A 20,776-nucleotide genomic window follows, 5' to 3' on the forward strand; every position below is an offset into this window, starting at 1 on the left:
GATCGCCATGGCATTTGTGGTGATGTGTGCAGAGAAGATTCTGAGGCTTCTCCGCCTCTTTTTTGTCTTTATCTTTGCCTGGTTCTACGCCTGGCAAAGGCCAGGCTGCCTCTACGTGGCTCTCAGGCACATTTGCCTGCTTGAGACAGCCGAATCGCTGGTCGCTAGATAACCGTGCTTGCGAGCTGCCTACGCCCTACTCCTTGGCTGCAATCGAGCCAGCTCGCGATTTGTTTTTTCAGGAGTCCCTAATTCCCGGAGATGCGCACTCCAATGGAAGTAAACAAGGCCAAGACCGATCACTGCATGTCAAAACATGTGCTTCTCCTCGGGGTACATCAACTGGCTCACCAATACCACATTGCGAGCATCAAGAGTTGGCGTCACTGCCAGAAGGATGCGGCCATATTTATTGGAAGCTACTCCACTGACCTGCGAATCTAATTGTAACTGGTTACCGAGAGTCGGCTGCCTCTCTGGGGAATCGCGGTGGCGTTGTGAGCACATCCGATTGGGAACCCCAACACTGCATACTAAAGACTAAGGCTCCATGTCCGGTCTGATTTGTCCACTTAACCCTCTTGGATATTATTGACAGGCTTCTGGCTAAGTAGCGCACCCACTGGCACCTCTGTTCCGCGGGCAAAGGACATTGCCGCACCAACCAGCCCTAGTGCTGCCGCTAATCGATATGCCAACTGTTGTGACCCTAGAAAGGCTTCCAAGTGGTTCCCGCCAAGACGCTCGCCAACCGGCCCTGCAAGTGCTGATTCTGCCCCTACTGCACCGAGTCCGCGGGCGAGAAGTGTCGCCGCCATCGCCGCCCCGAGAGCTTGTCCGAAGTTGCGCGACATCGACAGGAACCCGTTAGCAACACTGAGGTGTTCCGGAGGAACAGTGTTGAGGGTGGCACTGTTGTTGGGGGGATGGAAGAGACCGCCGCCCATGCCCAGCAATACCAGCGGCCAGACAATGGCTGCGATGGATGCTTCGGGACCCAGGCAGGACAGTCCAATCAGGCTTGCACTGACGCAGAGCATGCCTACAGAGCTAAGGCTTCGCGCACTGAACCGATTGCCCATGCTGCTGACCGTCAAGCTCGTGGCTGTGAGAACCAGAGAGAGCGGGACTACGAGTAGACCTGCCATCACTGGCGAGCGTCCCAACACGAGCTGCGCGTACAAGGGCAGGAGGAAGTAGCAGGACACCGCGGAAACGAAATAGAAGCCAGCGGAGACCGAGCCGCAGGTGAATGCACGCGAGCGGAACAGGTTGAGATTCAACAGTGGTTTCGGCAGTCCTCGCTCCACGACCACGAACAGGACCAACGCCACCATGCCGCCCATTAGGATTGCCACGTTGGCCGGATTCAGCCAATCCTGGGAGAGTCGTTCAATCACCAAAAAGGGAGCGCTGGTGGCCCCAACCACAAGTACGGCACCCTTCCAGTCCATGGAAGTACGGTCACAGGTGCGGGGACGCGCCTTGAGAATCCAAAGGCTGAGGATCAATCCGGCCAGGCTCACCGTCAAGATGACGAGAAAGAGCGAGCGCCAGCCAAACGTGCTGATCAGCAGTCCGCCTAGGACCAGTCCCGTGACCTGAGCAAGAGCCAGGATCGAGGCATTGACAGCCATGGCTTTTCGCCTCTCTTGCTTTGGGAAGACGGCTGTGATCTCGGCCATTACGTTTGCAAGCACCAAGCCACCGCCCATGCCTTGGAGAACCCGAAAGGCGATCAGGGTCTCCACCGTCGGGGCCAGCGCGCACAGCACTGCCGAAAGAACGAGGATGCTCATGCCGATGACCACGATCCGTCTGCGTCCCCAGATGTCGGCAAGCCGACCGGCCGGCAGCAGGGTGACCGTCACGGTAAGGAGATAGGCGACGATCACCCATTTCAGTACCGAGAGGCCGACGTCGAAGTGACGCGCCATCGCAGGCAGAGCAAGGGTGACGATGAATCCATCCATGTACACCACGAAGTTGCCACACTCCACTGCTAACAGGGTCCACCAGCGGTCTGGATCAGTCTGAAGACCCTCTCGAGAGCTCTTGAGAGCTGAGTTGACTTGGACCATGGCAGGTGCCACCCTGATAGTTAATTCGTAGTCTTTTGACTTTACTGGTCTCCAGGAAATTTGATCAGAGTCAACCGCTACTTGGTTGATTTCTGCCCATGATTCAGTGAATCCCTGCTTTACTGTTCCAGCATCAGAAGTCGTCGGCAGTGATTGTCTTGGCCACCAGGTCTGCCTGAACGTCCCCTGCCCCCCGTTCACGAGAGGGGTCAAGGCTGGATCAATGGCAGGTACTCAGAACTGGTAGCGCATGATCGCCGCCAGGCTGGTTTCAGCAGGGATGTCGGCCTTGCGAACACCCATCACTTTGGCACCCATCACTTTGGCACCCATCACCAGGGCACGGCTAGCGATTTCATCGACGATGCCATAGCTCTCGGCGCTGGGGCCATCAGCGAAGGTCACTGTCCCATCGTCGTCGATCGTGCCGGGGGTCACATCATCGATGTCGATCAGCAGCAGTTGAATCGCGCCATAGGTGGCCGCCCGGGCCGCCTGGGCCAGATCGGATGTGGTCCGACCCTGACTGGCGCGGAGCGTGTACAGGGACTGGATCTCCGCCAGTTCATCACGGAACAGCTCATCAAGGATGGTGCGGGCACTTGCGGCCAGATCAGCATCGCTCTGCGTTTCGGGATTCTGCAGGATTGCGGCCTGTGCGAGGTGCGGATAGGACTGAACTTCGCGGTAGATCGACTGCATCGGTTCGCTGGCCGCCAGGATCAGCGGGGTCTCCCGGCCCACCAGCAGCAGCCTCAGCGCCTGGTCGATCCTTCGGGAGTACTGGGCCTGGCGCACCTTCATGCCCTCGGAGCCCTGGAGGCGACCGCTGGGCGAGCGGTCCTTGATGGAAGCTTTCCTGGCCGAGCTGGCCACATCCTTCGGCATGCCGTTCAGCTTGATCTCGACGGCCGGCAGGTCGGAGGAGACCGCCACCAGACGCACAGTGTTCTGTGCCAGGGCCAGGACGTAGGCGGACTGGGGAACGGTGAGCGTACGCAGAAGGGGCTGGACGTGGAAGCGGTCGCTGACCTTCACGGCCGGCTTCAGGTGGTTGGGCAGACGGAAGCTGCGCAGCCCTTCCGGCGAAACATAGACGGCAAGACTGTTGACCTGGACGTCCCAGAAATCATCATCATCGATGAGGTCGTGGAGGAGCTCCTCAATGGCCAGCACCTCGCACTTGTCGTGACTGGCGAGCTGCTCGATGGCCTCGTCAGAAGGGTTTTTCAGGGCGATCAAGTTGGCTTGTGCCTCCTGGCTCAGTGGCGTGGTCGGCAGAACCAGGCTGACCCGTGCCGGGCCGCGCTGGAGCATCAGTGCTTCGATCTCGGCGCGGGGGCGGGGATGTCGACGTAATGCGTGGAGGGAGATCCGAGAATTGATTTGTACAATGAATCCAAAGGCACAGGAGCCTAAGGTCATCCCGATAAAGTTCTGCTGACAATGTGATAACTCTCTCTGATTCGACAGTAAGCTACTCAGGACTCAATCTTTGCTCTGGGAGTAGTATGCACTTGAGGGCTAAGTCGATTTTACGCTCACTTGAAAATGCCAGGCCAGTCTGTCGGCTATGATGAGACTAGGATTTCCGAGGTAATGTTATGCAGGCTGCCTGCCCTTGCCTGCATTATTGATATTAAGCAAATTCGTCTTCGGGATGCTGGACATTGCCTTGCCATATATCTGTTCTTGTACCTCTCTAGAAGTGCGGTCTCCAGTTATCTTTGGTTCATGTACATCACTTGCTGAGGTAATACTCTCCACTAGCCGCCGCCGGAATGGGTGGGTCAAGTCACCGTGGCGAAACGCATACCCGCGTCTGCGGGGGGTGAGCCCTCAGGCAGACCCTCAGCCTCAATACCCCAGAAAACCAGCAGCAGTAATGGCACGACAACAAGGTGGGAAGCGTCCATCTTCATATGATTCGACCAGGCCGAGAGGGGCTGCTGAGGACTTCCACGTCGTGTCACGCCAGTCTGTGCCCGAGTAAAAAAAGGTGGCTCAGTGCATATTAATGGCAAGTCGACTGTCAAAAGAGAATTCAATCAGGAGCAGCATGACAGAGCCGGTCGGCGGTCAAGAGCTGCTTGAAGAGTGCTGGCTATCACTGTGAAAAAAGCATAACAACCGAGGTAAAACTCAAAACATATAATTGCATCTAGATAAAGATGAAACAGTTTCATGTATGTAAGGGCCAGGTTACAGTTCGAAGCTACGGTCTAACTCACGATCTTGACAGACAGCTGCGTGCCAGGGGCAGGCGGGTCCGGAGTAGTCCCAATTCAAATCAGTCTAAACGCTACAAGTATCTTGTGCATAAGGTGCAAGAGCCCATTCGCGTTCATTCTGACGGACTGCGGCGATCAGACTGGAGTGGTCGAAAGACTATGGGTATCCTGGTCATAGCGCTTGACTATCAGGGCAGCCACATTCTTGGTCGGCGTCTCGACGGGTTAACACAAAGGCAGGTAACCACTCTCTTTGATGATCTCGGTCTCTTTGCTGATGCACCTGAGCGCTTGGCATTGAGCAGGAATCAGAAGAGTAGGATTGCATGGAGCAGAAATCCACAGCGGCACTACCACCAGAACAAGTTTATCTGCCACGTCTCGCAGCTGATTCGCATTAATGAGAAGTATCCCCATATCAGGGTTTTGAAGATCAGCCTCGCTGAGGTTGTAGCTCAACTTGAGGCCAACGCATGCACTAATGCGCGAGCAGCGTCACAACCCAGGCTGCTTATTTATAGGTAAGAACACCATGAGTTGAACATCACCAGGCGGACCGGAGGCTTTACCCCGGTCCACCTCCACGCTTCTGGTCGACGCCATCAGAGCAGCTCGCTGCCCTCATGTGAACAAAGAAGAGCAAAGGGAAAATAATCCCAATGCACCTTTGCGTACACGCATCAATGACTAGCGATAATAATCAGCCTCAGCGAGTAACAATTCAACATGACGAGCTTACGCCAATACAGATCATTGATTGCTTGCGTTCACCTCGTTATATTCGAGTCAGGTTGAAATCAGGGTTAGGCCTCAACTGCAAATATCTTGTTCACTGGATCCGGGTCAAGCCTGAGAATATTGTCACTCCTGAAGGCACGCATGCAATCAGACGTGGTAAGCGAAATATCGGATGTATTGTCATTGCCATGGACTTCCAAGGCTCTGAGATCTTGGGCCGGAGCATCCATGGCCTCAACCTGAAGCAGTGGGTAGCTCTCTTCGTGCGGCTTGGTGTGTATGACAACGTGTTGCATCCTCTTGGGCTCACGGATGATGAGAAAAGACTGGTCATCTGGAGGACTGAGCCTGTCAGTCAGCGTTACTTCTATAGAAATCTGATTTAGGGGCACAATGACTTACTGCTTTTGTTACCCGTGCTACCCGAAGAAGAGGAGGATCTCATCAATGAGGAACTGGTTCAACAGATCCCCGACGTTTTAATCCCCTTGCTAGAAGCTATGGAATTTTCAGGATTACGTCGGGGTCATTTCCGACATAGGTGGTTATGTTCTTAGGCAGGAGGGATCGATCCATCTCCGTCACGATGGCGTGTGGGTACTTGGTTGGGCAGAGCGCTGTTGCCACTTACACCTGCAACAGCAAAGGCGTCGTGAGGAAGTTCATTTGCAGCGGCAGAGGGTCCTCCTGAACGGAGCCCCAGCCGGGACGCGAATCCTTCTGCCGTCACGTAGAAAACTGGAGTGATATAGAGCGTCACGATCTGGGAGACCACCAATCCCCCAAGCACCACGAGGCCCAGGGGACGGCGGGCCTCTGCCCCGGCACCGAGGCCCAGGGCAATAGGAAGCACTCCGATCACCGACGAAACGGTTGTCATCATGATTGGCCGGAACCGTGTCAGCGAGGCTTGATAGATTGCCTGCGGCGGCATCAGTCCAGTACGAGAGGCCTCGACCGCAAAGTCGATCATCATAATGCCATTTTTCTTAACGATTCCGATCAGCAGAATTAAGCCAATGTAGCTATAAATATTTAGTTCTGACCCGAACAGAAGTAGAGTAGCTAGCCCTCCCACGGCTGCTGACGGAAGGCTGGTGAGAATCGTAAGCGGATGGATAAAGTCTTCATACAGAATTCCCAGTACCATATAAATTACCAGGATTGCCAGAAATGCCAGCAAGCCCAAGTTAGCAAATGATTCGCCGAACACCTTGGCGTCACCCTGAAAACTGGTGCTCACGCCTGCAGGTAAAGTTTCGCGTGCAAGTTCACTGATCTGTGCGGTCGCTCGATCAAGCGAAACTCCAGGGCGCACATTAAAAGAAAAGGTGACAGAAGGCAGTTGTGCATTGTGGTTGATTGTGACAATACCACTTCCACGCTCAAGGCTGGCCACTGCTCCCAATGGAACGAGCTTGCCGGAGCTGCTGCGGATAGAAATGAGATCCAGATCAGCCGGAGAATTCTGATTCACCAACTTGACTCCGCTTATTACCGCATATTGACCATCGGATTTGTAAATTGTCGATATCTGACCTTCTCCATAGGCGTCTCTCAAGGCGCTTTGCAGCGTGGCCACATTGAGACCCAGAGCTGCGGCACGATCACGGTCGATATTGACCTTTAGCTTGGGATTGTTCAAAAGCAGATCACTGTTGACATCGGTCAGTTCACTGACGGTGCGAAGTTTTTGCTCGAAATCAGGGGCGATTGCCATGAGCTCCGAGAGATCGATTGCTTGAAGCGTGAACTGGAAACGAGCCCGACTTTGGCTGCCACCGATGTTGATCGCCGAGGGCTGACGAACGAAGCCCTTCAATCCAGGAACGCTATTGACAGTGCTTCGTAACTTAAGGGTAAGTTCTTCAGCACCCAAGGGCCGCTCAGAGCGCGGTTTTAATCGCAGAAACAGACGCCCGCTGTTGGCCGAAGCGTTTGGACCGCCTGATCCAATGGTGCTGTTTACACCATCTATGTTGGGGTTTGAAAATAGCTTCTGTGCCAACTGGTCTTGAAGGACGGCCATCTCTTGAAAAGATATACCTTCTACGGCCTGAGTGTTAACGCTGAGCTGACCAGTGTCCACATTGGGTATAAATCCCTTAGGGACCAACTGAAAGAAAAACACCGTAAGAAACAGTAGAATCACGGAAAAGAGATGGATGGCTCGAGGTCTCCGAAGAGCAGCTGTTAGCGTATGGGCATAAAGATCAGTGAGTCGTTCGAAGGATCGATTGAACCACTGCAACATACAGTTATTGTTAAATAGTCCGATTGATCTCACGCCGGTTTGGGGCAGGAAGCGGGCCGCCATCATCGGTGTGACAGTTAGCGCGACCACACTGGAAAAGATCACGGCTACACTCAGGGTCACAGCGAATTCCCTGAATAGCCGACCCAGTAGCCCTCCCATGAACAAAATCGGAATGAAAACAGCCACGAGGGCCACGGTTGTGGAGATGACAGTCGTGGTGATTTCTTCAGAACCAAGTAGGGCCGCCGTCCAACGTCGCTCCCCCTCCTCCTGACGACGGACAATGTTTTCCACCATAACGATCGCATCGTCGACAACGAACCCCACACTTAATGTGAGTGCCATCAGTGAGATATTGTTTAGGGAATACCCCAACAGCCAGATAATACCGAAGGTGGCAACCAGCGATATTACGATCGCCAGAGAGGGCAAGATAGTAGTGACAAGTGAGCCGAGAAACAAATATACCACCATGATCACAAGGACGATGGTCAGCAGGAGAGTGTGTTCAACATCAGTGATGGATTCCTTGATCGACTGCGAGCGATCAAAGAGCACATCCACGTTGATTGCTGCGGGGATCGAAGCCTTGAGCTCCGGGATCATTGCTCTGATCTTGCTTGTTATAGCCACCGTGTTGCTTCCCGGCTGCCGCTGAATTGCCAGCACAATCGATCGCGTACCGTTGTACCAACTTGCCGAACGCTCGTTCGCCACTGAGTCAGACACCTCAGCTACTTCCGAGAGCCGAACGGGTGAGCCATCTTTGTAGGAGATAATCAGCTGGCGGTAACCGGCAGCATCATCAAGGCGGCCGTTGTCTTCGACTGAGTAGGTCTGCTTGGGTCCATAAAGATTGCCGGTTGGTAGATTCGAATTGCCAGTCCGCACGGCATTGAGCGCTTCATCAATGCCAATGCCCTTGGAGCTGAGAGCCTGTGGATCCACCCGCACGCGCACCGCGTACTTCTGGGCCCCGAACACCTGCACCTGGGAGACCCCGTCCACCATTGACAGTCTTTGTGCTATTTGCACCTCAGCGGAACGGTTCACCTCTGCGAGTGGCAACACCTCTGAGCTGAGAGCCAGATAGAACACCGGCTGCTCGGCTGGGTTCACTTTGCGCAAAGACGGTGGAGAGGGGAGATCAGGGGGTAGCTGACGGCTGGCCTGGGCAATTGCCGTCTGCACGTCCTGGGCGGCGGCATCGATGTCCCGCTCGAGGTTGAACTGCAGAGTGATCTGGGTACTCGATTGGCTGCTGGTGGAGGTAATCGTGCTGATTCCCGCCACAGTGGTGAACTGCTGCTCCAGAGGCGTGGCAACAGCCGTGGCCATCGTCTCCGGGCTGGCACCCGGCAAAGAGGCGCTCACCTGCAGGGTGGGGAAGTCGATCGTGGGTAGATCGTTGATCGGGAGCTGGACATAGCCAATCAGCCCAAAGACCACCAAGGCCACGGCAATCAGTGTGGCCGTGACTGGCCGCCGGATCATCTGGGTAGAAAGGCTCATTACTTGTTGTCAGGATTGTCTTCTTGTTGCCTTTGGCCCACGGGGCGCTCACTGATGCTTGCTCCCGGGCTGAGGGCGAATTGCCCCTTGGTGACCACACGATCACCCTGTTGTAGGCCACTGACTACAACGACATTTCCGTCGGCTGAATCGCCGGTGCGAATCGGCCGTACCTCGGCTTTCTCGGCCTTGGGCTTGCCGCTGACCAGGTATACGTAGGTTCCCTGTTGACCTGTCTGCACCGCTGTCTGGGGCACCAGCAAGACGTTCTCCAGTCGCTGAAGCTGAAGGCGGCCCTTGACAAACTGACCCGGCACCAGCCGCTGGTCGTTGTTGGTGAAGCTGCTCTTGATGCGAGTGGTTCCGGTGGTGGGATCAACGGCGTTATCAATCGAGGTTAATCGACCCCGAACAGCGTTGACACTGGGACTTGTGGCGTCGAGCACTACCGGCAAGCCAAGCCGTAATTGACTTAGTAACCGTTGGGGAACGGCAAAGATCACATCTATCGGCTGCATACTGTTGACGACGAGCAGGGGGTTGGTCTCCTGGCTGCGCACGTAATTGCCTACAGTGATCTGCAACTGGCCGGCACGACCGGGGATCGGAGAGCGGATCTGGGTGCGCTGTAGCTGAAGCTGAGCCGTAGCTTCAGCAGCCCGCGCTGCAGCCAGGTTGGCCAGAGCACTGGTCACAGCACTACTGCTGCTGAGGGCCGTGGCCTCGGCGCTTTCAGCCTCGCTGACGAACTGATCCTTTTGGTCGTTGCTCACGGCGCCCAGCCGCCCCAGGTTTCGATAACGTTCGGCACGAACCCTGGCTGTGCGGGCCTGGGTTGCAGTGCGCTGGGCATCGGCCCTTGCCTGAAGTACCTCCGCTTCGGCTTTTTGCCGATTTGCTCGGGCTTGGCTGAAGGCGGCCTGGAATTCGGCTGGATTGAGGCTGAGCAACAGCTGGCCAGTGGTCACTTGCTGCCCCTCGCGGAAATGCACCTGCTGGAGGAGGCCCGAGACCTCAGGGCGAATGGCTGCCGAGGCAACAGCTTTAACTTCCCCGGTGAGAGGAAAGACCACATCGAGTCGGCCACTACGGACCGTGGCGGTTTCCACCAGCACCGTCTGCCGTTTGCGCTGCTCATTCTCCTGAGGTCGCTGGCCTCTGAGCAGCAGGATGGCCAGCGCGATGCCGCCACCGAGCATCAGCAAGCGCACTCGACGGTGCGGCATTTGCCACTGCTGACGCAGGGGTCTTGTGGGAGTGGCTAAATCCATTAGGAGCCAACGTATAAGGTCAATCCCATGGATGCGTGTGCTGGATGCCACTTGGGCCGTCCAAGGTGTTACCAGGTCTATCCAGGTTGCAAATCGGGGGAACCCCACATCCTCAACCTCAAGGGGTGCCACCGCACGCAGGCCAGGCGCGCGGTGGGCATTCACTAGTTGTGTTTTCTCACCAGCTCATTCAGCAATCAGCAGCCGCTGGGAGGCACCGCTTAGGGGGTGAGGCCACCGAGAGCCATGTGGCAGCTGCGGCCGTTTAGATCCCCAGATAGCGAGGTAGCCAGCGGTTGCGTTCCTCTGATGTTTGGTAGGCGATCACGTAGGCCCATTCTGCCAGGATCGTTTTGATGTAGACGGAGTCGGCCTGAGGCCATACCGCTCGGCTTTGCCGTTGGTTTGCAGCGTATAGGGCTTGGTGCGGATGGGTTTCAGATCCAATGCCCGGCAGGCTTTTCGCCAATCCCCTGAGCGGTAGGCGGAGCCGTTATTCGACAGGATAATCCGGCAGGTGATCCCCTGCTCCGAGAACCAACCGACTGCACTGGCCAGGAATCCAACAGTCGTTGCCTTTCTTGATTAGGTAGCAAGCTCCGCCAGCAGGCCCTTCCTGTCTAAGTTGGTACGTATGTACCATGTTCGCTCGCCATGGCCGTGAGTCGGATTCAGTTCCAGGCAGGCCTGTCGCTGCCCAAGTTCATCGAGCTCTATGGCACAGAAGAGAACTGCGAAGCCGCCCTGGAGCAGGCGCGCTGGCCTGATGGTTTCCGTTGCCCCCGCTGTGAGATCAGGGAATGGGACACATTGCTTCAAGACTGTTATAAGGGATTGAGATCCTGCAAGCGCTGACACACCGAATGGCACATCTTCACCCATGAAAAAAATCCGCATCACTCACGAGACGATCTATCACTACAAGCAGCCGGTCACCTTTGGTGAGCACATGGCGTTGATGAGGCCACGTGAGGGGCACGATGTGCACATTGAGCGCGGGCTTGTTGAGATTGAACCCAAGGCCTCGGTCCGGTGGGTTCGCGATCTTTATGCGAATTCGGTTGCTAAGATCGCTTTTGCGAAACCATCCAATAAATTACGAATTTTCAGCGAGGTAGATGTCGTTCTCTACGATGAGAAGCTAGTGAGGTGTCACGTTGATCCTGAGGCGATATCTTTTCCGTTTCACTACTCTCCAGATGAACAGTTAGGACTCGTACCATACCGACTTCCCAGTTTCTCGCAGGACGGTTTAGCGCTGAAGAATTGGATGTTTGACTTGCATCAGCCTGGGCAGGCTGTTGACACGCTCGAATTGTTGAACAAGCTCAACACCAGGATTTATGAAGCCTTTCAATACACGCGCCGCGAAGATCCAGGTGTCCAGTTACCGAGCGATACAATCGCCTTAGGTAGTGGATCTTGCCGGGATTATGCAGTGCTAATGATGGAAGCCGCAAGGTATTGGGGTTTGGCCGCGCAGTTTGTTACCGGCTATGTGCAAATGGGTGAAGGGCAGCACGGATCCACCCATGCCTGGACTGAAATTTATATCCCGGGCGTCGGTTGGCAAGGGTTTGACCCTACGAACAATAAACTCGCTGGTGATGAGCATATTTCGGCGGGCGTCGCTCCTCATCACGCCCAAGCCTCCCCGCTCTCCGGCTCATGGGCCGGACCTATCGATGCTTTTAAAAACATGGAGGTCTCCGTGCAAGTGGTAGCGCTCGATCAGGCACCTGACCATAACCGCACAGTCAAAGTATAGAGTAAACGAATAACCCTCTTGGCGCTCATGTGACCATTCCGTGATTTCTCAACAGAACAAGTCTCTCGCAAATCTTACTATGCAGGTCACTGCCTGGATGTCAGTGTCACCCTGGAGACTGAAAGAGCGCGGGCAACCATTTGGCGTCTTCGGATGCGATTTCTTTCAAAAAGTAGCAAATCCAAAGGGCCCCAGAGTGTTACCCATCCTATAATCACAAGGCTTTCGCTGAGCACCAAGTAGAAGCGGTTTTTCCAAATCCCATGAAGGAACTCGCTGAGGAGAGTGAGAGCCACTACGACTAGAAATGCCCTCATAAGGCTGGCAAAGCCATTCCGTAGTATTGCGCGAAATTCCTTGTCTGCCCACTCTGCTTCGGAGAGGAAATAGGATTGGACAGTAGATTCCACTTCTGCCCCTCTTGCGCTATCTGAGACAGGAACGAGGATCTCAATCTCATACCCGTATATATGAGGATTTTCCTTGGCCTCCTCATATATCCAGCGGGCAACGTCGGGATGGATATGCGGCTGAATTAATGGTGTCCCACCGGCGTCTATCAGGCGATCAACGGAGACCACGGAAATTGTGATTCTGTTAAGATTTGCAGGAGCTGACATTATTTAACAAGTCACTGGAAATGCAAGTGCATCTGGCAGACAAAGCTGGTCTGAGCACCATTTCTCATCAATGTTGATACCAGGGGAGGGTCTGGATAGTTCATGAATCTAATCGCTCCAGGGTAAGGGGCATGAGTCACGGCAATGGTTACATTTTCAGAAATGCCATTTCCCGGATTATTCCTAGCTTGATTTGTAGCAACATATCTACATCCAGTTCGAGCCGGCCTCGGCAATAACAGCCTTAAGCCGAGATTTTGGCCGATCCAGGACTGCTCCAGAATTCTCCAAGCATGGTGGTCGTATTGTCTCAGGCTGATGCTCACTGTAAGTGGCAGCTACGGCCGATGCTTCGAGAAAACGTTCTTCTCAGAAGGTCCAGCAGCGAGTTGACGCGAGTCCTGAACAACGAAAGTGGCTGGGATCTTTCTCCTCCACCGCCCGCACTGCTCAATCAGACGCCACTGCGGCCCTCTTCCGGGTTGTTCGTGCACGCCACCCAGTTGACGGCCACTGGGTTTAACCCGTGCGGCAAGTTAATAAAACAGTCCATCAATGGAGGGAGGACTGTGACCTTCTAGTAATTTTGGCCAATCCGCTCTGGCTGCTTCTCAGCATCGGTGACCAAGACGTTGTGCTGCTCCCGAAGTTGACCGTTCTCATGACTTAGGTTCTGGATTTACTCGCACCGAGCCAGGAACAGCGATCTGTCACTGGCGGGCCATGCCGGTCCGCTCGGATTTGAAATCCCACAAGAAGGGCTGGCCCTTGCAATAGGCCTCTGGTTGCTATGGAACTTGACATCAGGCTGCCGTCGACGTGCGGTCGCGTCGCTGATGGTGCAAGCTGTTCCAACCACAGAATGCCTGTTTCAAGTCTGTCGCTGAACAGTGGCTGATGGTCATAGGTAACATGACTGCTGATTCCCGCCCAGGATGCAGATTGAAAGTTTTGCCACCTTCAACATCGCCATAGTGGTGTTGGCAGTAGGCAAGTGGCTGAATCAGCGCTTAGCCCTGCTTCGTAACTACAACATTCCCGAACCCGTCAGTAGTGGCCTGCTGGTGTGCCTGCTGCTTGCCATCGTACACAGCGTCAGCGGTCTTGAGATCAGCTTCAACCTGGCCACACGCGATTTCCTGCTGCTGTATTTTTTCGCCTCGATCGGTCTGAACGCCGACATCAAGACCTTGGTATCAGGTGGACGCCCGCTGATAGTGCTGCTGTTACTGACCATTTTTTACACGGTGCTTCAGAATCTGGTGGGAGCGGGAGTGGCGACCGCGCTTGGGCTAAATCCGCTGCTCGGAGTGCTGGGAGGATCGGTATCCATGGTGGGAGGCCATGGCACTTCTATTGCCTGGGCGCCTCGTTTCGTTCAGCGCTACGGAATTGACAACGCTCTTGAAATCGGCATTGCCTGCGCCACCTTCGGTCTGGTTCTCGCCTCGCTGATGGGCGGCCCAATTGCCCGCTTTCTGATCCGCAGAAACAACCTCAAGCCAAGCCACGACAAGGACAATCTTTCGGAACAAGGCATCAACACCCCCTCCCGACAGGAAGAAGTGAGCTACTTCAGCCTCCTGCGAACTTTCTTCTGGCTGAACATGAGCCTGGTTCTCGGTGAAGGGATCTACCTCACCCTGAAGTCGCTTGGGGGCAATCTGCCCTTGTTCGTCTGCTGCCTCTTCGGCGCAATCCTCCTCACCAACACCGTGCCGCGCCTAGTGCGGATCCGCTGGCCGGCCCGCACCAGATCCTTGGCGATAGTTTCTGACATCTCACTTGGGATCTTTCTGACGATGTCCTTGATGAGCCTGCAGCTCTGGACGATCGCCGGGCTCGCCGGTCCTATCCTCTCCATCTTGGCCGCTCAGTTTGTAGTAGCCATCTGCTACACCTTGTTCCTAGTGTTCAGGGCGATGGGAGGTAGTTACGACGCTGCGGTAATCTCCGCCGGGTTTTCCGGCTTCTCGCTTGGGGCCACCCCCACCGCGATGGCGAATATGGCGGCTGTGGCCAATAAGTACGGCCCCGCTCCACAGGCCTTCATCATTGTCCCTTTGGTCTCTGGCTTCTTTGTGGACATCAGTAACTCCTTGATCATTCAACGATTCGTTAACTGGCTGTCTTGATATATTCGTCCAACGTTACCGTGCTTATTCAAGCATTGACAATTCTCGAAGCAGGTCGCTGTGGTTTGCTGGCTCATTATGCATCTATTGTCTAATTGGCCGCCCAATGAGCCTGTTCGGACATCAAATTCTTGGATATTGTTGTCGATTGTATCGATGATGTGATTGATAGTGATTATATCACTTGTCAGCAACTGCTGAATTACAACAATGAATTTCATTCATTGTATAGTATCAAGCATTGACGGCAACATGATCGTCAGTGGCATCGTAGTAATCTGAGTCTCGGCTGAGAATGATACTAGAAAGTGAATGAGGACCTGTTGGCACCGATGTGGTTACGGAAACCACCGGCTACTTCCTCACCGATGCCAATTCCTGTGCCAATATCGTGGTGGTGGTCAAGAAGTTGGCGCTCTTTCAAAAACTAGTTATGCCGAGTTATTGAGTGGGGTAAGCTACTACTTCTACCAGGGAGAGTACATCTTCTCTAATGCTTCCTGCACAGCCAGCCGCCCGGTCACGATCACCATAGTGCTGCATGACAACTGAGTCGTATTAACAAATGTTAGATTACCAGGATTGCAATAGGCAAAACAGTCATTTGAGGACTCATCTGCCTAATTTGTATGTAACGATATCTGCACTGCCATCAGCGTGGTTGAAAGCTAGATTGTCGATTTAGAGAAATCAAAGAAGTTCTGCGGAGGAATTTAAGTGAATCTAGCCATACCAAGCTACTATGGCTGTAATGATGAATCCAATAAGAGCCACTCGTTGAAAGATCAGGTCCATTCTGTCAATTTTGACCACGGCCGCAGCCTTGCTATCTTCTGCGGCTTGTGAGTACACATTAGATCCCCATACGAAAAGGATAAAGAGTAGCAGTGAAGTTACATAGGAACAGGCATATATTGAATCGAGAAATGTCAGATAGCTCAGAGAGGGAATTTCTGCTTTATATGCCTGTTGCAGGAAAATCAAGGTAAGCAGTGCAGTTGAGGGAATCGCCAGGCGAATCTCACCAAGTTCCCCATCAAGTGAAGGCGCTAGCAGGACTATCAGCATAACAATCATAATCGGTAGAATCCAGATCACAAAACTTGAAAATAGATCACTTTTCATTGTCACAGCAATTGCCAGCCGTGAAAAGCTGAGATTTTCCTGGCCCAAGCCCCAATCCGTTCCGTATGAGTGATTAAACGATATGAAGCGAACACCGCTGATATCGTACCCATTTATTGAAGCGTAACTTCCAAGTCGGCTATTTTTCTGATTCGGATCCGGCAGTAGTATTAGATTGCTGCGCTGGCGTGACAAAGCATCTGGCTTAACCTCAAGAACCACGGGCAACACAAGCTGCTCAAATGGTGACCGCCTTAAGTCGACTGTAGGGATATAGAAATTCGCGGAAAAACGAAACAATTGATAGAAGTGGCCATTTGGCAATGCTACTGGTTCATGCGTATCCGTCTCAATTGCCGCTGCTGAAGAATTGACCACATTGACTAATTCCACCATCTCGGAAGGTTTAATCTTCTTTGAATCGATAAGATTCTGAACAGGCCCTGGCCAATCGAGCCAATAATATCCTTCTGCGGAGAAGATCCGCTGTCTCAGGGAAAGACTGTGGAGGTTTTCGATGTAAGCACCGACTGTCACTCCAAGCCCATTTGTAGCAACTAGTTCCTGTTGCGGATTTACCGGTAAGGACCGCTCCTGAACCAAACCACGCTGCCCCACGCTCCAAAGAGGCAGCGCCAGCAGGAGCACGACACCAAAGGAGAACAGCAGCATTCCCAGCCAGTGTCCAGCACCTCGAATTTGAGTCATTTACAATGGGAGCAAACGCATTCTTCCACGTTAATATCTTGTTGGATAATCTCTTGCAGTGTTACCAGTAACCATCCTCGGTGTCACCGATGTGTCTGGCAGCTCCTTGCCTTTGAACTGTTGGCTGCTGAAACTCTACATCGCGGTTGGAGAGGGGGAGCACCTGTTGTCACCCATAATTTCTGGTTGATTTCACTTTATAGCCAGTGGTTCATGTACACATGTCGAATGTTTATGTATGATGGCGCATATTGACTCACGAGAGAATAGTGCTAAGGATATGGAATTCTGCATTTAATGCATTCTACGATTCTTTCTCTCCTCAGGCTCAAAGCTGCTTTGCCGGAGAAAATGTGACAACTCGTAGTCCAACGGGCAGTAGCTGCTGGAGGCCTGCTTGACGATGTAGCTCAGGGCCCCAACCGGCTTTTCAATCAGCCTGACGTCGATCGTGCGGTCACGATCCAGGGCGCGAATTGCTTTGCGGAAGTGACCGTTGAACTCACGGCTCAAGGCTGCAACGCTGTCGTGTTCCGCAGGTGGTTGCGGAATCAACAGGTGCGTATGAAAGCGGTTGGTCTCAGCGCTGCGCTCATGGCAGAAGTAGAGCGGAGGTGCCAGACCCACCCTGGCCTGTTTGATGCGGTTGTAGCCCCACACCCGCTTGAGCATGACGTTCTTGAAGTGCCTGGCTTCCCGTGTCACGCCGGCGTAATCACGTTGCTGAGTGGACCAGTGCCAGGTGACGATGTACTTGGGCTCGACGCCATGCCGGAGTTCCAGCAGCAGGTGACGGAGCAGGGAGAAGGCCTCTGGAGTGTAGCTCTGCCAGTGATACTCCAGCTCCTGAAGACGGCCAGGGGGAAGGCTGATGTGCTCAAGGACGTCCATGACGGCTGAGTACTTACGGACAGCTGCGCTGGTTGGCGTGGGGCAAGGGGACGTGTACATGAATAATGAATGCGAAGGTGAATGTGAAGTGGTTGGTGGATGGAGCGAGCTGGCCCTGGTGGCGCTTTGGCATCTTGTAGGTTCATTGCTAATCTTTTTACTAGTGCCCCTATTATCTTTAGTGCTAGATATCATACAGGGCTTCTTGCTGATTCTCTTATTAGCTATCTAACAATAAAGTAATAAATCTACCGGATTGACCTGCCCTGTTGACCATGACTCTGGTGCCATCGCGAACTTGCTTTGTGGGCCAGGCCTGGAGGGTGCGTGGGTTCCTTGGGAATCGAGGATTTCCCGTGTGTGTAGATGCTATGTAACTAGCAGGCGTGATTCCTCACGTCCGCTGTTTGCTCTTCAGGGGGATGCGTCCTTACTGGCCAGCCCTCTTAACTGGTCAGAAATCCTGGACTTGATTCCGCTTATGTGTGCTGTGGTATCGCTTGAGTTGTGGGAGTTGGGATGTAGGTTGAGATTCAGGTGTTGGAGTGCTGCTCGGGTTGCTTTAGGGTTCGTTTCGGTTTAGGTGTTGAGAAGATATCGATGTGCTTTGTCGCGTGAGGCGGTGTCTGCACACCTCAAGAATATAGCAGGGAGGATCCAGAATCAAGACGATTGTCTTCCTGTCTTTGTTTTCTGGGTGTTATCCAGGGTTTCGCTATGCAGCAATTTCTGTTGTTGGTTTGATCGGGTTGGCTTGCACACCAGGGCTGGTTTGCTGCAGTAACTCCTTATCCGATAGTCCGGGTGTGCAAGTGATCCCCGTGGCACTTCCCCCCTTCCTCCATTCCCCCTCTTTGCTGATATCCCTGTGGTGGATTGGGCTTTGGTGGGGGCAACAAGGGAGGAATTGGTTTCCTCCCTTTCCCCCATTCGCTCTGGCAAAGCTTGAGGGGAGCGCACGCAGGATTCCTCAGCATGCGCGGCCGCACAAGGGTTTCACGAGCTGGCCCGCCATCGGTACGTGACACCCGGGGAACTTCTGCAGGGCCGAGCTCCATGGCCAGCCCTTGCTGCTGGCCGCGCTGGTGCTTCGGGTCCTGCGCTGCTGCCCGATGGGTGCCACCAAATCCTCAACCCGCTCTCATTCCACCTCCAGGTTCAAACCTGGGGGTTCTGGACAGGCAACGTCAACCGAGAAGCTGGTGGAGTCTTTGATCCAGCTGCTCGAGGCAGGCACCACACCTTGGCGTAGGGAATGGAATGCCAGTGGCGGTGGCCACCACGTCAACCTGCTGTCTGGTCATCGTTACCGGGGCGCCAATCCGATCCTGCTCACGCTCGGGATGCACCTGCGGGGGTCGGCATTGCCCTACTGGTGCGGGTTCGCTGAGGCCAAGGCTCTAGGGATCTTCCCCCGTAAGGGCAGCCAGGGGATCCGGATCCTCAGGCCCCAGGTCAACCACTCAGGTACCGGGGGGTCGGATACGTCGGACCCCTCGGATGCGACAACTGGATCCAACTGTGCAGGCGGTACCCCTGCAGAGCGGACATGGGTCAGTTTCCGCCCCGTGGTGGTCTTCAACGCGGCTGATCTCGATGGAGATGGCCTGGGGGATCTGATCTCAGAGCGGCAGCGGGAAGCTGGGTTGATTGCCAGGCCTGAGCCGGATCGCCTTGCTGCTGCAGAAGCTGTGCTCAGTGGCTGGTCCGTTCCTGTCGCTTACGGAGGGGAGCGTGCCTGTTATTTTCCCCAGATCGATCGGATCCAGCTGCCCGAGCGGCAGGCGTTCCACTCAGCTGCAGGTTTCTATGCTACTTGGGCGCATGAAGCAATCCACTCCACCGGTCACCCCAGCCGGCTCAAGCGAGATCTGAGCGGTCGTATGGGCTCGATGGCCTATGCCCGTGAGGAGCTGGTGGCCGAACTGGGGGCGGTGCTGCTGGGAGACCGGCTGGAGATCGGCAGTGCGATGGAGAACCATGCCGCGTACCTAGGGCATTGGATCGAGCTGCTCAAGGAAAACCCGCAGGTGTTGTTCCAGGTGCTGGGTGAGGCCAGGAGTGCGGTGGAACTTGTAGCACCTGAGCCTGGGGTTTGAGGGGGTGTTGATTGCTCCTGCTGCTGTCAGGCGACCCACTATGCCGTGGTTCGGACCACGACGATTGGTCCACAATAGAAGTCTCGACCGGCTCCCGTTTCCCCCAGAAATCCAATTTGAGAAGGAGAGCTACGATGAGTGCCTTATTCGTGGAGAATCATTGGCGGAACAGGCAATGGCCATTAGGATGATTTGTGAATCCCCTTATTGGTCTGCTGGGCCGCTCAATACCTACCACGAATACCAATGAGCAAGATCCTCTACCTCGACATGGACAACGTCCTTGTCGACTTCCCATCTGCCTTTCAGCATCTGCCCCCTGACGTCCTAAAGGCGTACGAAAGCAACTTAGATGAAGTCCCTGGTATCTTTGCACTTATGGAGCCCCTCCCTGGTGCGATTCAGGCGCACACGGAGCTCTGCACGCTCTTCGACACCTACATTTTGTCTACTTCTCCATGGGAGAATACATCGGCATGGTCTGATAAGCTCCATTGGGTAAAGCGATATCTTGGCAAGGGCGCTTACAAAAGGCTGATCCTTTCTCATCACAAAAACTTGAATCGGGGTCACTTCCTTGTGGACGACAGGGAAAAGAATGGAGCCAGTGAGTTTGAAGGTGAGCATATTCATTTTGGGACGAGTCGATTTCCCGACTGGGAATCGGTTGTCAAGTACCTCCGTGCTGCGGCGTAACTAAGATCACATTGTACGTGGATCTGTCCTGTCTATCCAGCCCTGGATGGGCATGGACATTCGCCTGAAAAGCTCTCGGCGACAGTCATATTCAGCTTGAATTGAGACTAGGAGTTCGCCGTGAGAGGGCAAGGCAAAGCTACAGCGAATTGAGGAATGGTTTCCGTTCGGACGAACGGCTACTTAGAGAAGTGCCATGAACTCAAAAAAATCTACGGCTTGCAATCACCAGATGTTCGGCACCAGCCAGAAGTCTACTGAAGCCGGAGCTCGGTGTACCAGGAACGTGTCGGCCAAGGCAAGCGGCTGAGCAGAACTGTCAAAACCATGTCGTACCTGCTGAATGTCACCAGATAGATCAGCTCTGGGAGAACGTCAAACCCCGCCCCGATGATCCACCGCCACCCCACCAGCCACTTGCTCTTCTCGTGGGGTGGGGGCAGCAACCGGCAAGGGCTACGCGTGTGCCTGATGGCACCCCTGCCTGAGCTTCTGCAGGCGGTGGGTGGGAGCGGTGTTCTTCGCCGTTCCTCCCATGGAGCCGATCCTTACCTCGCAGGATTCTTCAGCTCAGCGCGAGGCTTGTCCTGCTCCAACCTCGTCCTCAGCGTCTTCCTCCCTGCAGCTGGTCGCCACGATTGAGG

General features: G+C 54.3%; 12 protein-coding genes. 5 read left to right on the top strand and 7 right to left on the bottom strand.

Going from position 1 to position 20,776, the window contains the following annotated elements:
- Nucleotides 1–572: 572 nt before the first annotated feature.
- The 4 genes from KBY77_RS12310 to KBY77_RS12325 form a co-directional block, all read right to left on the bottom strand.
- Nucleotides 573–2,081 carry an MFS transporter gene (locus KBY77_RS12310; RefSeq protein WP_255104862.1) on the bottom strand — a complete coding sequence of 503 codons (1,509 nt, stop codon included), beginning with the start codon at nt 2,079–2,081 and terminating at the stop codon, nt 573–575.
- A gap of 234 nt (nt 2,082–2,315) precedes the next feature.
- Nucleotides 2,316–3,398: a hypothetical protein gene (locus tag KBY77_RS12315; RefSeq protein ID WP_255104864.1), complete on the bottom strand. Its 1,083-nt coding sequence runs from the start codon at nt 3,396–3,398 to the stop codon at nt 2,316–2,318.
- Between the two features lie 2,205 nt (nt 3,399–5,603).
- Nucleotides 5,604–8,819, bottom strand: coding sequence for an efflux RND transporter permease subunit (locus KBY77_RS12320; RefSeq protein WP_255104867.1), 3,216 nt, complete (start codon nt 8,817–8,819; stop codon nt 5,604–5,606).
- Complete coding sequence (locus KBY77_RS12325) at nt 8,819–10,045, bottom strand: efflux RND transporter periplasmic adaptor subunit (RefSeq protein WP_255104871.1); 1,227 nt, start codon at nt 10,043–10,045, stop codon at nt 8,819–8,821. Before KBY77_RS12325 ends, KBY77_RS12320 begins: the two co-directional genes overlap by 1 nt.
- 699 nt (nt 10,046–10,744) lie before the next feature.
- On the opposite strand from KBY77_RS12325, the gene KBY77_RS12330 reads away from it, so the two are divergent.
- A complete protein-coding gene (locus KBY77_RS12330) occupies nt 10,745–10,945 on the top strand; it encodes a transposase (protein WP_255104874.1) in 201 nt (66 codons plus the stop codon).
- A gap of 25 nt (nt 10,946–10,970) precedes the next feature.
- Nucleotides 10,971–11,858 carry a transglutaminase family protein gene (locus KBY77_RS12335; protein WP_255104876.1) on the top strand — a complete coding sequence of 296 codons (888 nt, stop codon included), beginning with the start codon at nt 10,971–10,973 and terminating at the stop codon, nt 11,856–11,858.
- An 86-nt stretch (nt 11,859–11,944) separates the two neighbouring features.
- Here KBY77_RS12335 and KBY77_RS12340 read toward each other — a convergent pair whose 3' ends face one another.
- Entirely contained in the window at nt 11,945–12,478 is a 534-nt protein-coding gene (locus KBY77_RS12340; protein ID WP_255104879.1) for a hypothetical protein, read from the bottom strand.
- A 935-nt stretch (nt 12,479–13,413) separates the two neighbouring features.
- Between KBY77_RS12340 and gltS the strand changes: the two genes are divergently transcribed.
- A complete protein-coding gene (gene gltS / locus KBY77_RS12345; protein ID WP_255104881.1) occupies nt 13,414–14,613 on the top strand; it encodes a sodium/glutamate symporter in 1,200 nt (399 codons plus the stop codon).
- A 723-nt stretch (nt 14,614–15,336) separates the two neighbouring features.
- Here the strand turns inward: gltS and KBY77_RS12350 are convergent.
- A complete protein-coding gene (locus KBY77_RS12350; RefSeq protein WP_255104883.1) occupies nt 15,337–16,410 on the bottom strand; it encodes a hypothetical protein in 1,074 nt (357 codons plus the stop codon).
- Between the two features lie 330 nt (nt 16,411–16,740).
- On the bottom strand, nt 16,741–17,337 hold the full coding sequence (locus tag KBY77_RS12355) for a hypothetical protein (protein ID WP_255104886.1): 597 nt from the start codon (nt 17,335–17,337) through the stop codon (nt 16,741–16,743).
- Between the two features lie 1,202 nt (nt 17,338–18,539).
- On the opposite strand from KBY77_RS12355, the gene KBY77_RS12360 reads away from it, so the two are divergent.
- Nucleotides 18,540–19,436 (top strand): zincin-like metallopeptidase domain-containing protein, encoded by an 897-nt coding sequence (locus KBY77_RS12360; RefSeq protein ID WP_255104889.1) that lies wholly within the window; start codon nt 18,540–18,542, stop codon nt 19,434–19,436.
- Between the two features lie 246 nt (nt 19,437–19,682).
- On the top strand, nt 19,683–20,132 hold the full coding sequence (locus KBY77_RS12365) for a 5' nucleotidase, NT5C type (RefSeq protein WP_255104892.1): 450 nt from the start codon (nt 19,683–19,685) through the stop codon (nt 20,130–20,132).
- The last annotated feature ends 644 nt before the right edge of the window (nt 20,133–20,776 follow it).

It is taken from the genome of Synechococcus sp. Cruz-7E5 (assembly GCF_024345995.1).
Lineage (GTDB): Bacteria > Cyanobacteriota > Cyanobacteriia > PCC-6307 > Cyanobiaceae > Regnicoccus_A.

Coding starts and splice junctions, on each gene's coding strand:
- KBY77_RS12310 (WP_255104862.1), bottom strand. CDS start 2,081: ATGGTCCAAGTCAACTCAGCTCTCAAGAGCTCTCGAGAGGGTCTTCAG.
- KBY77_RS12315 (WP_255104864.1), bottom strand. CDS start 3,398: ATGCTCCAGCGCGGCCCGGCACGGGTCAGCCTGGTTCTGCCGACCACG.
- KBY77_RS12320 (WP_255104867.1), bottom strand. CDS start 8,819: ATGAGCCTTTCTACCCAGATGATCCGGCGGCCAGTCACGGCCACACTG.
- KBY77_RS12325 (WP_255104871.1), bottom strand. CDS start 10,045: ATGCCGCACCGTCGAGTGCGCTTGCTGATGCTCGGTGGCGGCATCGCG.
- KBY77_RS12330 (WP_255104874.1), top strand. CDS start 10,745: ATGGCCGTGAGTCGGATTCAGTTCCAGGCAGGCCTGTCGCTGCCCAAG.
- KBY77_RS12335 (WP_255104876.1), top strand. CDS start 10,971: ATGAAAAAAATCCGCATCACTCACGAGACGATCTATCACTACAAGCAG.
- KBY77_RS12340 (WP_255104879.1), bottom strand. CDS start 12,478: ATGTCAGCTCCTGCAAATCTTAACAGAATCACAATTTCCGTGGTCTCC.
- gltS (WP_255104881.1), top strand. CDS start 13,414: ATGCAGATTGAAAGTTTTGCCACCTTCAACATCGCCATAGTGGTGTTG.
- KBY77_RS12350 (WP_255104883.1), bottom strand. CDS start 16,410: ATGCTGCTGTTCTCCTTTGGTGTCGTGCTCCTGCTGGCGCTGCCTCTT.
- KBY77_RS12355 (WP_255104886.1), bottom strand. CDS start 17,337: ATGGACGTCCTTGAGCACATCAGCCTTCCCCCTGGCCGTCTTCAGGAG.
- KBY77_RS12365 (WP_255104892.1), top strand. CDS start 19,683: ATGAGCAAGATCCTCTACCTCGACATGGACAACGTCCTTGTCGACTTC.